Origin of the sequence: Streptomyces sp. NPDC020801, from assembly GCF_044334385.1 — a bacterium.
GTDB lineage: Bacteria > Actinomycetota > Actinomycetes > Streptomycetales > Streptomycetaceae > Streptomyces.
The window spans coordinates 77,387-90,345 of sequence record NZ_JBIRST010000004.1; the positions used below are offsets into that span (position 1 = coordinate 77,387).

At 73.5% G+C, this 12,959-nt stretch carries 11 protein-coding genes and 1 pseudogene; 5 read left to right on the plus strand and 7 right to left on the minus strand.

Annotated elements, in window-relative coordinates; all coding sequences use genetic code 11:
• Positions 1–5 precede the first annotated feature (5 nt).
• Entirely contained in the window at positions 6–761 is a 756-nt protein-coding gene (locus ACH4UM_RS10115; RefSeq protein WP_398176063.1) for an SDR family oxidoreductase, read from the plus strand.
• A gap of 120 nt (positions 762–881) precedes the next feature.
• Here the strand turns inward: ACH4UM_RS10115 and ACH4UM_RS10120 are convergent, their stop codons facing one another.
• Positions 882–2,210, minus strand: a complete 1,329-nt coding sequence (locus tag ACH4UM_RS10120) for an ROK family transcriptional regulator (RefSeq protein WP_398176065.1) — start codon at positions 2,208–2,210, stop codon at positions 882–884.
• A gap of 184 nt (positions 2,211–2,394) precedes the next feature.
• Between ACH4UM_RS10120 and ACH4UM_RS10125 the strand changes: the two genes are divergently transcribed.
• Positions 2,395–3,606: an MFS transporter gene (locus ACH4UM_RS10125; protein ID WP_398176067.1), complete on the plus strand. Its 1,212-nt coding sequence runs from the start codon at positions 2,395–2,397 to the stop codon at positions 3,604–3,606.
• On the opposite strand, the gene ACH4UM_RS10130 is transcribed toward ACH4UM_RS10125, so the two are convergent.
• A complete protein-coding gene (locus tag ACH4UM_RS10130; RefSeq protein WP_398176069.1) occupies positions 3,566–4,024 on the minus strand; it encodes an acyl-CoA thioesterase in 459 nt (152 codons plus the stop codon). The genes ACH4UM_RS10125 and ACH4UM_RS10130 overlap by 41 nt on opposite strands.
• A 159-nt stretch (positions 4,025–4,183) precedes the next feature.
• Here ACH4UM_RS10130 and ACH4UM_RS10135 point away from each other — a divergent pair.
• From ACH4UM_RS10135 to ACH4UM_RS10145, 3 genes and pseudogenes are all read left to right on the plus strand, one after another.
• Positions 4,184–4,891 (plus strand): annotated as a pseudogene (locus ACH4UM_RS10135) (uracil-xanthine permease family protein); the annotation flags it as partial.
• Positions 4,892–5,122: 231 nt separating this feature from the next.
• Positions 5,123–5,758, plus strand: coding sequence for a DUF5995 family protein (locus ACH4UM_RS10140; RefSeq protein ID WP_398176714.1), 636 nt, complete (start codon positions 5,123–5,125; stop codon positions 5,756–5,758).
• Positions 5,759–5,849: 91 nt separating this feature from the next.
• Positions 5,850–6,779: a TIGR03619 family F420-dependent LLM class oxidoreductase gene (locus ACH4UM_RS10145; protein ID WP_398176071.1), complete on the plus strand. Its 930-nt coding sequence runs from the start codon at positions 5,850–5,852 to the stop codon at positions 6,777–6,779.
• Between the two features lie 20 nt (positions 6,780–6,799).
• Here ACH4UM_RS10145 and ACH4UM_RS10150 read toward each other — a convergent pair whose 3' ends face one another.
• The 5 genes from ACH4UM_RS10150 to ACH4UM_RS10170 form a co-directional block, all read right to left on the minus strand.
• The gene (locus ACH4UM_RS10150; protein ID WP_398176073.1) at positions 6,800–8,515 is read right to left on the minus strand and encodes a flavin monoamine oxidase family protein; all 1,716 of its coding nucleotides are present in this window, start codon (positions 8,513–8,515) and stop codon (positions 6,800–6,802) included.
• Between the two features lie 120 nt (positions 8,516–8,635).
• A complete protein-coding gene (locus ACH4UM_RS10155; RefSeq protein ID WP_398176075.1) occupies positions 8,636–9,424 on the minus strand; it encodes a carbon-nitrogen hydrolase family protein in 789 nt (262 codons plus the stop codon).
• 163 nt (positions 9,425–9,587) lie between these two features.
• Positions 9,588–9,968 carry a DUF742 domain-containing protein gene (locus ACH4UM_RS10160; RefSeq protein WP_398176077.1) on the minus strand — a complete coding sequence of 127 codons (381 nt, stop codon included), beginning with the start codon at positions 9,966–9,968 and terminating at the stop codon, positions 9,588–9,590.
• A gap of 7 nt (positions 9,969–9,975) precedes the next feature.
• Positions 9,976–10,425 (minus strand): roadblock/LC7 domain-containing protein, encoded by a 450-nt coding sequence (locus tag ACH4UM_RS10165; RefSeq protein ID WP_398176079.1) that lies wholly within the window; start codon positions 10,423–10,425, stop codon positions 9,976–9,978.
• A complete protein-coding gene (locus ACH4UM_RS10170; RefSeq protein ID WP_398176081.1) occupies positions 10,415–12,811 on the minus strand; it encodes a nitrate- and nitrite sensing domain-containing protein in 2,397 nt (798 codons plus the stop codon). Before ACH4UM_RS10170 ends, ACH4UM_RS10165 begins: the two co-directional genes overlap by 11 nt.
• Positions 12,812–12,959 lie beyond the last annotated feature (148 nt).

Below are 12,959 nucleotides of genomic sequence, written 5' to 3' on the forward strand. Positions count from 1 at the left end.
ACAGCATGACCACCATCCTGGTGACCGGCGGCACCGGAACACTCGGCCGGCTCGTCGTCGAGCGGCTGCGCGCGGACGGGCACGAGGTGCGGGTGCTCAGCCGGCACACCCTGCCGTACGCCGTCGACCTGCGCGAGGGCGGCCCCGGTCTGGACGCGGCCGTCGCGGGCGTGGACACGATCGTGCACTGCGCGAGTTCACCGCGCGGTGGCGACGAGGAGGCCGCCGCGCATCTGATCGCGGCGGCGCGCAGGGCCGGGGTGGGCCATCTGGTGTACATCTCCATCGTGGGCGTCGACCGGGTGCCGTTCGGCTACTACGAGTCCAAGCTCGCGGTGGAGAAGCTGATCGGTGAGTCGGGGCTCGGCTGGACCGTGCTGCGCGCGACCCAGTTCCACGATCTACTGGCAACGCTGTTCGAGGCGTTGGCCAAGCCGCCGGTGGTGCTGCTTCCCGCCGGGGTGCGAGACCAGCCGGTCGAGGTGGCCGAAGTCGCAGCCCGCCTGGCCGAGTTGGCCCTGGCCCCACCGGCAGGCCGGGTACCGGACATGGGCGGCCCCGAGATCCGCACCCTCGACTCCCTGGCCCGCGCCCACCTGAAGGCGACAGGACGGCGACGCCCGGTCCTGCGCATCCCGCTCGCCGGGCGCGCCTACCGGGGCTTCCGGGAGGGCGGCCACCTCGCTCCGGCCCGGGCGGTGGGAAAGCGGACCTTCGAGGAGTACCTGACGAGCCGCTTCGGGGGCGGCCGACAGGGGTGAGGGCGTAGGGGACCGGGACAGGGGTCGGGGCGGGGGCGGGGACGGGGGGAGGGCTGCCCGGCGGGGCCGGGTGGCAGGGGCGCCGCCACCGCCGGAACCGGGGCGGAGCCCCGAGGGCGGTCAGCCGATGACCGGCCGGGACCGCTGGGTGGGTGGACCGGATGGTGCGAAGAGCTCGTCCTGGGCCCGGTCGCGGGCCGTCAACAGGGCCCCGCGCAGCACCGCCCCGCCGCCCAGAGAGCTCGCCCGCACCTCCGTGGGCAGCGGGGACATCCTCCCGATCCGCTGCCCCACGCGCGCGGCGAGGGCGTCCCCGCCGGCCTGCCCCACCTCGCCGCCCAGGACCACGCACCCCGGGTCCAGGACGGCCACGACCGACGCGACCCCGAGTGCGACGCGATCGGCGAGGGCGTCGAGGAAGCGTGCGGCCGGGCTGCCACCCGTCGGGGCGTCCTCCGGCGGGATGCCACCCGCCGGGGAGACGTCCGGTGGGATGCCACCCGCCCGGGACGCCTCCGCGATCACCGCCGCTCGTACCAGTTCCGCGGCGGCCGGCTCCCGCTCCAGCCGCTCCCCCGGCAGCCCGTGTTCCCCCGCCAGCCCCACCACCGCCGCCGCCCCCGCCAGCGAGTGGAAGCCGCCCGCACAGTCCGTCGCCGAGGGCAGGGCCCTCGTGCCCGGCACCGGAAGGAAGCCGATCTCGCCCGTGCCGCCGGAGGCCCCGCGGCGCAGCGCGCCGTCCAGCACCACCGCCGCGCCCGTGCCGTGCCCGAGCCACAGCAGGACGAACGTGTCCCGTCCCCGGGCGGCCCCTTCACGCTGCTCGGCGAGTGCCGCGAGGTTGGTCTCGTTCTCGACGATCACACGGGCGTGCGGCAGTCTCTCCTGCAGCGCGGCCACCAGCCGGCGGTGCCACTCGGGCAGTCCCGTGGAGTCCCGCAGCTCACCCGTGACCGGGTCGATCAGACCCGGTGCGCCGATGCCGACCGTGTGCAGACTCCCCCGGGCCCGGCCGAACTCGCGCGGGGACACGTCCACCGCCCCCGCCTCCTTCGCCACCCGCTCCACCAGCGCGACCGCCTGCTCCACCGCGGGCCCGGTCCCGGTGTCCCCGCCGATCGGCACCCAGGCCCCGGCCAGCTCCCGGCCGAGCAGGTCGGAGACGGTCACGGCGACGCCCTCGGTGCGTACATCGAGGGCGGCCAGGTGGGCGCGGTCGGCGACGATGCCGTACAACCGCGCGTTCGGGCCCCGCCGCTGCTCACCGGACTCGCCGACCACGGTGATCAGGCCGGAGACCGTCAGACGCTCGACGAGGTCGGCCACCGTCGGTCGGGACAGGCCGGTGAGCTGCTTCAGCTGCCCTGCCGTCAGCGGCCCCTCCCGCTGCAGCAGCCGCAGGGCGAGCCGGTCGTTGATGGCCCGGGCGGTGCTCGGGGATGCGGGCATGCCGGGAATCCTCCCAGATCTGCGGGGCCGCACCGCGGGCGGCCGTATATCCCCTATCCATCAGGAAGGGTCCCTGATAGTTTACGTCGGCGCTGATCGGCGCTGATCGGCGCTGATCGGCACGGTCGGTCCGAGTGGCCACGAGGGCGCAGCCTGCGACACTCAGCCCGGGAGGGGCCGGACAATGAGCGCAGTGGTCTACGAGCAGCGCGAGGTGCGGCGCGCCCGCTACGCCGTGGCGGCCGTCTTCGCCGTGCACGGCGCCGTCACCGGTTCGTTCGCGACCCGGGTGCCGTGGATCCAGGACCACGCCTCGGTCGGCGCGGGCCAGCTCGGGCTCGCCCTGGCCTTCCCCGCGCTCGGCGCGTCCGTAGCGATGCCGCTCGCGGGCGGCATCAGTCACCGTTTCGGGGCCCGCGCCGCGCTGCGCGGTCTGCTCGCCCTGTGGACCGCCTCCCTGGTTCTGCCCGCCCTCGCGCCCGGCCTCCTCGCGCTCTGCGCGGCCCTGTTCGTCTTCGGCGCCTCGGCCGGCATGGCGGACGTCGCGATGAACGCCCTCGGCGTGGAGATCGAGAACCGGCTCGGCCGCTCGATCATGTCCGGCCTGCACGGCATGTGGAGCGCGGGTGCCCTGACCGGCTCGGCGGCCGGCACCCTCGCCGCGCACCTCGGCTCGGACGCCCGGCTGCACCACGCCCTGGCGGCCGCCGTGCTGACCGTGCTGGGTCTGGTCGCCTGCACCTGGGTCCTCGACCTGCAACCCGCCGAGGACGAGGAGCCGCCGCCGCGGTTCGCGCTGCCGCCGAAGTCGGCGCTGCTGATCGGCGCGATCGGGTTCTGCGCGGTGTTCGCGGAGGGGGCGAGCCTGGACTGGTCCGCGGTGTACCTGCGGCACCAGCTGGAGACCTCCGCCGGACTCGCGGCCGCGTGCACCACGGGCTTCACCCTCACCATGGCCGTCGCCCGGATCGCGGGCGACAAGGTGGTGGACCGGTTCGGCTCGGTGCGCACGGTGCGGGCGAGCGGCGTCCTCGCCGTCCTCGGTGGCCTGCTCATCGTCGTGGCGGGCCATCCGGCGGTGGCGATGACGGGGTTCGCGCTGATGGGGCTGGGCATCGCGGTCGTCGTGCCGCTGTGCTTCGCGGCGGCGGGCCGCAGCGGGCCGAACCCCAGCCAGGCCATCGCCGGCGTGGCGACCATCACGTACACCTCCGGACTGGTCGCGCCGAGCGCGATCGGCGGCCTGGCCCAGGCGACCAGCCTGGTGGTGTCGTTCGGCCTGGTGACGCTGCTGGCGTGCGGCCTCGTCGCCTTCGCGGGCGTCCTGCGGGCGGGCGACCGGGACCGCCCGAAGGTCAGTCCGCCGGCCGCAGCAGTTCCCGGCCCGCGCCCCTGAACCGCTCGCTCCACGGCGCGGGCCGCAGGGTCGCCGCATCCAGACGGACCAGGACCCGGGTGCCGTGCGCGTACGTCACCGCGCCGTCGGCCGAGCAGAAGCGGAAGCCGTACGTCAGCCCGGTGGTGCCGAGCCGTTCCAGCCACAGGTGCACGGCGTACTCGCCCGGCCGGGTCACCGGGGCCTCGTGGGTGATCCGCAGCTCCTTTACCGCGTTGCAGGCGTCACCGGCGGCCGCCCAGTCGCCCTCGAAGTGGAAGCCGTGCTCCCGCCACAGCTCGGTCCAGGCCCGTTCGACCATCAGCGGGTAGCGGGCGTTGTGCAGCAGCCCGAGCGCGTCCAGGTCGTCGAAGTGGACGGCGACGGGGATCAGCCGGCCGTGCGACAGGGCGGGGGCGACGGGTGCTTCGGCGGTCACGGCGGGGCTCCTGGACGTACGGCGGAGACGGTGGGTCGACCCCATCCTAAGCGGACGCTCAGGAACCCGCCGCCGCGGAAGCCGTCGCCGCGGCCACCAGGATCACGGCCGCCCGGGCTCGCCCACTCGTCAAGCACTCCGATCGGTTACGTGAACCGCGTCGGCAAGGCCGACTGGATCGGCCTGCCCTCGTTCCAGGGGCCGTCCTTCCAGTGGTCGGCGATCCTGGTCGCGCTGCCCGTCGTCATCGCGCTGGTCGCGGAGAACGCCGGGCACGTGAAGGCGGTCGGCGAGATGACCGGCGACCCACTGGACGACAGACTGGGCACCGCGATCTCCGCCGACGGCGTGGCCTCCATGCTGTCGACGGCCGTGGGCGGCCCGCCCAACACCACCTGCTCCGAGAACATCGGCGTGATGGCCGCGACCCGCGTCTACTCCACCGCCGCCTACTGGGCCGCCGCCGGCTTCGCGCTGCTGTTCGGCATCTGCCCCAAGTCCGGCGCGATCGTGGCGGCGATCCCGGGCGGCGTCCTCGGCGGCATCACCGTCATCCTGTACGGCATGATCGGCCTGCTCGGCGCGCAGATCCGGACCAACGCCGGGGCCGACCTGCGCAACCCGCTGAACCTGGTGCCGGCCGCGGCGGGCATCATCATCGGCGTCGGCAACGTCAGCATGAAGTTCACCAGCGACTTCTCCCTCAGCGGCATCGCGCCCGGCACCCTGGTCGTCATCACCGGCTACCACGCGCTGCGCGCCTTCGCCCCCGCCCACCTCAAGAGCCAGGAGCCACTGCTGGACGAGGGCACCTCGTCGTACGACGAACCGGGGCAGGCGGACACCGAGCGCGCCCGGCCGTCGTAGGCACCCCGCACCCGGCCCTGTCGCCCAGATCCGCGCCCGGCCCGCGCGACGGCAGCGTTCGCCCGTTCCGGCGAAGCGTCGGGCCCGTCGGTGCGCGGGCCGGGTCCGGCCTGGGACGCTGCCTCCATGGGGCAATCGGCACAACTCGCCCGTCGCCCGGGCACGGCGGATGCCGTGGCCGCGGTGGACACGAGGAACGCGGTCCACGCGGTGGCCACCGTCGCCGACCGGATGCGCGCGCTGGACGCCGCGCTGCCGGAGCGGGACGGTGTCGCGGTCTTCAACCGCGTCTATCTGGCCGTCACCGAGGCGGTCGACCATCGGCTGGCGGCCGGGCGGTTCGCGGACCCGCGGGCCGCGGCCACGCTGGACGTGCGCTTCGCGGAGCGGTACCTCGCCGCCGTGGAGCCGACCGGAGAGGAGCGGCGGCCGCCCGCCTGCTGGCGGCCGCTGCTGCAGCTGCGCCGGCATCCCGGCGTACGGCCGCTGCAGTTCGCCCTCGCGGGCATCAACGCGCACATCGGGCACGATCTGGCACTCGCCGTGGTGGACGCCTGCCGGACGCTGCGGTGCGAACCGGCCGAACTGGAGGACGAGTTCGACCGCGTGGGCGACCTGCTCGTCTCGCTGGAGGAGCGCGTCCGCGAGGACCTGATGCCGGGCCCCGACCTTCTCCAGATCGCCGACCCGCTCACCCATCTGCTCGGCGCGTGGAGCCTGGAGCGGGCCAGGGACGCCACCTGGTCGGCGGCGCGGGCGCTGTGGGCGCTGCGCCGGCTGCCGGACGTGGCCGAGGAGTTCACCCAGCGGCTGGACGCGGCGGTCGGCTTCGCCGGGCGCATGATGCTCACCCCGCTGCCGGACTGATCCGGACATTCGCCGGCGGCTTCCCGGAACTCCGGTGTGATCACTGTACGTTGACCGTTGGACACTGACGATCACGAAGGAGCACACCGCCATGGCGACCCGTCTGGGACTCGGGCTTCCGCAGAATCGGCAGTACGACCTCGGCAAGGACGTGCCCGACGTGGCACGCACCGCGGAGCACATCGGCTACGACAGCGTGTGGGTGTACGAACGGGCGCTGTTCCCCGAGCCCGCCACCCAGGGGCTGTACGGCATCGAGGGCCTGCCCTGGCCGGACTCCTACCGCCATGTGGCCGACCCGCTGGTGGCCCTCACGCTGGCCGCGGCGGCCACCGAGCGGGTCCGGCTGGGCAGCAGTGTGCTGGTCGCGCCGCTGCATGTGCCGTTCCAGCTCGCCAGGACGCTCGCCTCGCTGGACGCAGCCAGTGGCGGCCGGGTGATCGCCGGCTTCGGCACCGGCTGGTCCCTGGACGAGTACGCGGCCTCGGGCATCCGCCCGATCAAGGAGCGCGGGCTGGTGCTGGACGAGGTGATCGACGTCTGCCGGGCGGTGTGGGGCCCGGACCCGGTGCGCCACCACGGCCGGATCACACACATCGACTCGGCCGTCGTCGGGCCCAAGCCCGCCCGGCCGATCCCGATCCTGCTGGCCGCGAGCACCCACAAGGCGCGCGAGCGGCTCGTCGAACACGCCGACGGCTGGCTGCCGATCGGCATGGGCGCCGGGCAAGTGGCCGGCCAGTGGCACGCCTTGCAGGACCTGGCCGCCGAGCGGGGCCGCCGGCAGCCGATCCAGACGGTCCTCAGGGTCAACGCGCGCTACTCGGCCAAGGCCCACGACGGCGCCGACCGGCACCCGTTCCAGGGCAGCGCCGACCAGATCGTCGAGGATCTCCTCGCGCACGCCGAGATCGGCCTGGAGGAGATCCTGATCGACGTGCAGAGCACCGTGCGGGACGCCCGGGAGCTCAAGGACGTCGCCGCGGAGGTGTACGAGAAGGCGCGGGCGGCCGGGCTGTGACCGCCCGCGCCCGACTCGCCTCAGTCCTCGGGGAGTTCGACCGGCGCGATCTCGTCGTAGACGTCGCCCGGGCCGGGGTTGGCCGCGTCGGTCTGTCCGCCGAGGTGGTGCATGACGCCCCAGACCGCGTTCAGCGCGGTCTGGACGGCGCCCTCGGCCCAGCCGGCCGTCCAGGAGATGTCGTCGCCGGCGAGGAAGATGCCCCGCTTGTCCTCGGGCAGCCGGTCCTGCATGAAGTGCGTGAACAGGCGCCGCTGGTAGCGGTAGTGGCCGGGCAGGTTGGCCTTGAACGCGCCCATGAAGTAGGGCTCGTTCTCCCAGGAGACGGTCACCGGGTTGCCGATGATGTGCTTGCGGATGTCGACGTCCGGATAGATCTCCGACAGTGACTTCAGCATGACCTCCATCCGCTCGCTCGCGGACAGCGGCAGCCACTTCAGGCTGTCGTCGCACCAGGTGTACGACAGGCAGATCACGGCGGGCTTGTCCGGGCCGTCGTCCAGGAGGTAGGTGCCGCGGGTCATGCGGTCGGTGAGCGTCATCGACATGACGTCCCGGCCGGTCGGATTTCCGCTCTCGTCGACGGCCTTGTCCAGCCAGAAGGGCCGGTCGACCGGGACGAAGAGCTTGCTGGACTCCATGTAGTGGGTGCGCTCGATGGCCGTCCAGTGGTCGATCGGGAAGAGCCCGTCGTCGCACTGGATCTTGGACAGCAGCATCCAGGACTGGGCGGTGAAGATCGCCGTCCGGTAGGTGCGGATGTCGCCGGCGGCGTCCGTCACCGTGATCCGGTTGCCCGCGGTGCGGTGCAGCCGGGTGACGGCCGGGCGGGGTTCGCCGTCCACGTGCAGGGACTTCAGCGAGGTGCCGTACGGCCAGTGGACGATCTTCTCCGGCTCGCGCTCCCAGAGCCGGAGCGGCAACTGCTGCGAGCCGCCGACGATGCCGCGGTGGTGGTCGTCGGCCTCGGTGTAGACGACGCGCAGGATCTCCAGGATGGAGTTCGGGAAGTCGGTGTCCCAGCCGCCGGTGCCGAAGCCGACCTGGCCGAAGATCTCGCGGTGCCGGAAGGACTTGAAGGCCTCGGAGTCGCAGAGGAAGCCGTAGAAGGTCTGGTTGTCGAGCTTCTCGACGAGCCTGGCCCAGATCTCGCGGATGCGGGGTACGTCCCGCTCGCGCATGGCGCGGTTCATGTCGGAGAAGTCGGCGCCCTCCTCCAGGCACTTGTTCCAGGCGTTCGCGACGTCCCGGTAGACCTGCGGCAGGTCGTCGATCGTCTCGGCGTAGTGCGACTCGCCCTTGAGGTCGACGACGGTCGACGGGGTCGCCTCGGCCAGGGGGTTGGGGAAGGGCCGGGTTTCCAGGCCCACCAGGTCGATGTAGTGCTGCAGGGCGGTGGAGGAGGGCGGGAAGCGCATGGCGCCCATCTCCGCGGTCAGCGACTCGTCACAGCCCTCGAAGCCGACGGTGCGCAGCCGCCCGCCGATCTGGTCGGCCTCGTAGACGACCGGCTTGAGGCCCATCTTCATCAGTTCGTAGGCGGCGACGATGCCGGACAGACCGCCGCCGATGACGGCGACCTCGGCGCCGTGCTCGGTCGCGGGGATCTGACCCAGGCCCGCGGGGTGGGAGAGGAAGTCGTCGTACCCGTACGGGAAGTCCGGGCCGAACATGGTGATCGGCGGCTGCTGATGCTCGTCGGCGTGCTCGACGGCGTTGGGCACCGTGGACGTCATGGGCTACTGACTCCTTGCGCGGAAAGCTGAACGGGGAGGGGAGGAGAGAGGATCAGGCAGGTAGAGGCAGGAAGACGGCAGGGGAGGGAGCAGGCGGGGCTCGGGAGGATCAGGAACAGGTCAGACGAGGGACCCGTACAGGCCGGGGCGGCGGTCCTTCAGATACGGGTTGGCCTCGCGCGAGGCGGCGAGGAAGGCGGGGTCGGCGTCGGCGAGGACCAGTTCCTCGGCGCGGCCGGCGCGGGTGCGGGCGACCCCGTCGGGCCCGGCGAGAGTGGACAGCCCGACGAACTCGAACTCGCCTTCCTGCCCTGCCCGGTTGACGTACGCCACGTACATCTGGTTCTCCCAGGCACGCACCGGCACCAGGGACTCGGCGACGAACTGGAACGGGTGCATCTGCGCCGTGGGGACGACGAGGAGGTCGGTGCCGGCGAGGGCGTGGGCGCGCACGTTCTCCGGGAACTCCACGTCGTAGCAGATCATGATGCCGACGGTCAGGCCGTTCAGCTCGGCCTGGACGACCGGCCGGTCGCCGGGCGTGAAGTGGTCGTGCTCGAAGCAGCCGAAGAGGTGGGTCTTGCGGTAGTTGGCCAGGCGCGTACCGTCGGCGGAGATCAGCTGCGCGGAGTTGAAGACGGTCTCGCCGTCCCGCTCCGGGTAGCCGTAGGCGACCGCCAGGCCGTGCCGGGCGGCGAGCTCGGCGATCGCGTCCGCCGAGCGGCCGTCGGCCGGCTCGGCGAGGCGGGCGATGTCGTCGCCGATCGCGTACCCGGTCAGGAACATCTCCGGCGCCACGAGCAGCCCGGCGCCCGCAGCGGCGGCCCGGCCCGCGGCGGCGTCGAGGACCTTGAGGTTCTCGGCGACGGAACCGGGGCGGCCGGAGCTCTGGAGCAGGGCGGTGCGCATGCGTGATCCTCACCGGTACGGGGGTCTTTGGGGTTGCTTAGACGGTACGGTCGGCGGGCTCGGGCGGACAAGCGGGAGCCGTTGCGCGGCGGTGAGCGGATCGTTGCGTGCGCGACGAGCGATGCGGCGATTCGTTGCGCGTCCTCGCCGGCCCCTTCGGGGCTCACAGCTCGCGCAGTCGCTCCACGATCTCCCGAAGCAGTTCCGGGTCGGCCGTGGGGCCGTGCGGCAGCACGCGCAGGGGCGGGTCGATGCGGACGAGACCGGCCTCGGCGAGGTCGCCGAGCAGCACCCGGACCACCGTCAGCGGCAGGTCGGCGTCGGCGGCGAGCTCGACGACCGGCCGGGGACCACGTCGCACGAGGTCCAGCAGGGACGCGCGGGCGTGGTCGACGCCCGGCCGGCCCTCGTCCGGGTGCAGAGCGGTGACCTGGGACATCAGGTCGATGGCGTGCCGGTCCGAAGGGCGGGTGCGGCCGCGCGTGACGGTGTAGGGCCGCACCATCGCCCCGGTCTCGTCCTCGTACCAGTGGTCGTCGGTCACGGCGGATTCAGGGCGCGGCGGGGTCCGGCCCCGAGCGTGCGGCGGTGTTCATGTGCCGGCCGACCCGGCGCACCAGCAGGGCCATCTCGTGGGCCAGCTGCCCGACGTCGGTCCGTGCGTCGCTGAGCACGGCGAGGCGGCTGCCGTCGCCCGCAGGGGTGATGAAGAGGTAGGCGTCGTCGAGCATCACCATGGTCTGCCGCACCCGGCCGGCCGCGAAGCGCTCACCCGCCGAGCGGGCCAGGCCGTGGAAGCCGGAGCAGACGGCGGCGAGGTGTTCGATGTCCCGCCTGCGCATGCCCTCGGAGCAGCTCAGCGGGAGTCCGTCCGCGGTGAGCAGCACCGCCTGGCGGACGTGGTCGGTCCTGGCCACGAGGTCGTCGAGCAGCCAGCCGAGGCCGGTGCCGGGCTGCTGGGCCTCCTCGGTGCGGGCCTCGGGGTTCTCGTCACGGACCATCGTCGGCGTCCGTCCCTTCCTCGGTGTCGGTTCGCTGCGTGGGGGCGGGCGGGGTGCGGCCGGTTTCCGCGGGACCGGTGTCCGTCGGACCGGTGCCTGACGGGCCGGTGTCCGTCGGATCGGTGTCCGTGGGCACGCCCCTGCGCCCGCGGTCGAGCCCGCGCTGGAAGGCACCGAAGACGGCCCGCATCTCCTCGGCGCTGATCTCACGCGCCGGGGGCCCGTCGGCGGCGGCCTCAGTGCGCAGTTCGGGGGCGAGGGACTTCTGGCGGACGCGGGTGGGCAGCGTGGCCGGCGTGGCGGGCGCGGGCGCCCCGGGTGTGTCCTGGCTCGGGGCCGGGGCCGTCGTCGCCCTGCGGGACGGAAGTGCCCGCACCGGCGCCGTCCCGGCCTCCGGGAGAGCCACCGCCCGCACCGGGGCATCCAGCTTCCCCGCGGACGGCTCGGTTTCCTCCATGAACGGCTCGGGCTCGGGCTCCACCTGCGCGAGCACTGCCGCCGGAAGCAGCACCACCGCCGTCGTACCGCCGTACGGCGACCGGGTCAGGGTGACCTCGATGCCGTGCCGGGCGGCGAGCCGGCCGACGACGTACAGACCGAGCCGGTCGTGCCGGGTGGGGTCGAAGTCGTCGGGGCGGGTGAGGGTGCGGTGGGCGTCCTCGAGCTGGTCGGGGTCGAGGCCGAGGCCCCGGTCGTCGATCTCCAGCACGAATCCGCCCCGTGCGTGGCCGGTGCGCAGGGTGACACGGGTGTGCGGCGGTGAGAACACCGTGGCGTTCTCCAGGAGTTCGGCGATCAGGTGCGCGACGTCGGCGACGGCGTCGGCGGCGATGCCGGCCCGCGGCATCGGCGGCACCTCCACGCGCGCGTAGTCCTCGATCTCGCCGACCGCGGAGGACACGACGTCGGCCACCGGGACAGGCCGCCGCCATCTGCGGCCCGGAGCGGCACCGGAGAGGATGATCAGACTTTCGGCGTGGCGGCGCATGCGGGTGGTCAGGTGGTCGATGCGGAACAGCTCCCGCAGGACGTCCGGGTCGTCGGTGCGCCGCTCCAGGGTATCGACCAGCTTCAGCTGGCGGTGCACGAGCGCCTGGCTGCGCCGGGCGATGTTGAGCAGCACGGCGAACAGGCCGCGGCGCAGGCCGGCCTGCTTGACGGCGGCCTCGACGGCGGCGAGCCGGGCGGCGTTGAAGGACCGGCCGACCTGGCCGATCTCGTCGGGGCCCGGTCCGGCGTCGGCGAGCGGTGGCGCCTCGGCGGCCGCGTCCACCTCCTCGCCGGCGCTCAACCTCGCCATCACGTCAGGCAGCTGGCGGGTGGTCAGCAGGTCGGCGGCGTCCCGCAGGGTCTCCAGGCGGCGCGAGATGCGGCGGGCGCCGCGCACCGCGAACCACAGCGACAGCCCCACGGCGGCGAGTCCGAGCACCCCGACGACGGCGGCCCTGGTCAGCTCCCGGTAGGCGAAGGCGCGCCCTCGCGCGGCCGAGTTCTCGGCCGACCGTGTGCACAGCTGCATGTAGCGCTTGACGGCCCGGTCGGTGGTGGTGCGCCAGGAGCCGGCGGCGACCGCCCGCCCCGCGCCCACCGCGCCGCCCCGCAGCAGCGCGTCCTCTCCCCCGGTGAGCGCCTGGTGCACATCATCGCGCTGGAACTGTTCGAACAGCGCCCGCGAGTCGGCGGGCAGCGCGGGCACGTAGGTCCGCTCGAAGACCCTGCGGTCCTCGATCGTGGTGGTGAGCATGGTGTACTGGCGGGCGGTGAGGGTGCCGGCCGCGCGCGCCCCGGCGACGAGCGCGTCCTCGCGCGAGACGAACTCGCGTACCCGCACCAGCTCGACGACGACCTGCGCCTCCCGGGCGAGCTGTCCGGCCTGCAGGGAGGTGAGCGAGGACTGCACCTCGAAGCCGGGCTCCACCAGGGCGTCGTACTCGGTGACCGCCCGGTCCCAGGAGATGCGCCGGGCGAGCACACGCTCGCGCAGCCCCTCCAGCCGGTCGGCGGCGCTCAGCACGGTGCCGAGGACCTGCCGCTGGCGGACGGTGAGCCGGCCGCGGTCCCCGTCGCGGATCGCGTCGCGCATGGCGCGGACGGCGCTGTCGGTACGGCGCTGCTGCTCCAGCAGGTCGACGGCGGCGTCGGTGCGCGGGCCGCCGCCCAGGTAGGCGGTGGCGAGCCGGCGTTCGATCTGGATCTGCCCGATCGCAGTGTCGACGGGGGTACCGAAGTCCTCGTAGACACCCTGGAGGCGGATCAGCGCGCGCAGGTCCCCGGTGACCGAGACCATGGCGAAGCTCCACAGCACCATCAGCGCGATCACCGGAGCGAGCGCGAGGGCCACGATCCGGGCGCGGACCGTGGTGGGACGGCCGATGGGCCAGCGCATGCTTTTACCTGTCGGTGTTACCAGTCAGTAGAATGTCGGCACAACGTACGGGACGACACACCGGTACCGCAATGGTTACCTGGAGTAAGGCCCAGCCCGGAACGACCGGCCCGAGGAGGCCCCGCCGCCGGCTGAGGAGGCTTCGGGT

Bases quoted from the DNA above. Each gene is read 5' to 3' on its own strand.
- ACH4UM_RS10115 (WP_398176063.1), top strand. From the start codon at position 6: ATGACCACCATCCTGGTGACCGGCGGCACCGGAACACTCGGCCGGCTC.
- ACH4UM_RS10120 (WP_398176065.1), bottom strand. From the start codon at position 2,210: ATGCCCGCATCCCCGAGCACCGCCCGGGCCATCAACGACCGGCTCGCC.
- ACH4UM_RS10125 (WP_398176067.1), top strand. From the start codon at position 2,395: ATGAGCGCAGTGGTCTACGAGCAGCGCGAGGTGCGGCGCGCCCGCTAC.
- ACH4UM_RS10140 (WP_398176714.1), top strand. From the start codon at position 5,123: ATGCGCGCGCTGGACGCCGCGCTGCCGGAGCGGGACGGTGTCGCGGTC.
- ACH4UM_RS10145 (WP_398176071.1), top strand. From the start codon at position 5,850: ATGGCGACCCGTCTGGGACTCGGGCTTCCGCAGAATCGGCAGTACGAC.
- ACH4UM_RS10150 (WP_398176073.1), bottom strand. From the start codon at position 8,515: ATGACGTCCACGGTGCCCAACGCCGTCGAGCACGCCGACGAGCATCAG.
- ACH4UM_RS10155 (WP_398176075.1), bottom strand. From the start codon at position 9,424: ATGCGCACCGCCCTGCTCCAGAGCTCCGGCCGCCCCGGTTCCGTCGCC.
- ACH4UM_RS10165 (WP_398176079.1), bottom strand. From the start codon at position 10,425: ATGGTCCGTGACGAGAACCCCGAGGCCCGCACCGAGGAGGCCCAGCAG.
- ACH4UM_RS10170 (WP_398176081.1), bottom strand. From the start codon at position 12,811: ATGCGCTGGCCCATCGGCCGTCCCACCACGGTCCGCGCCCGGATCGTG.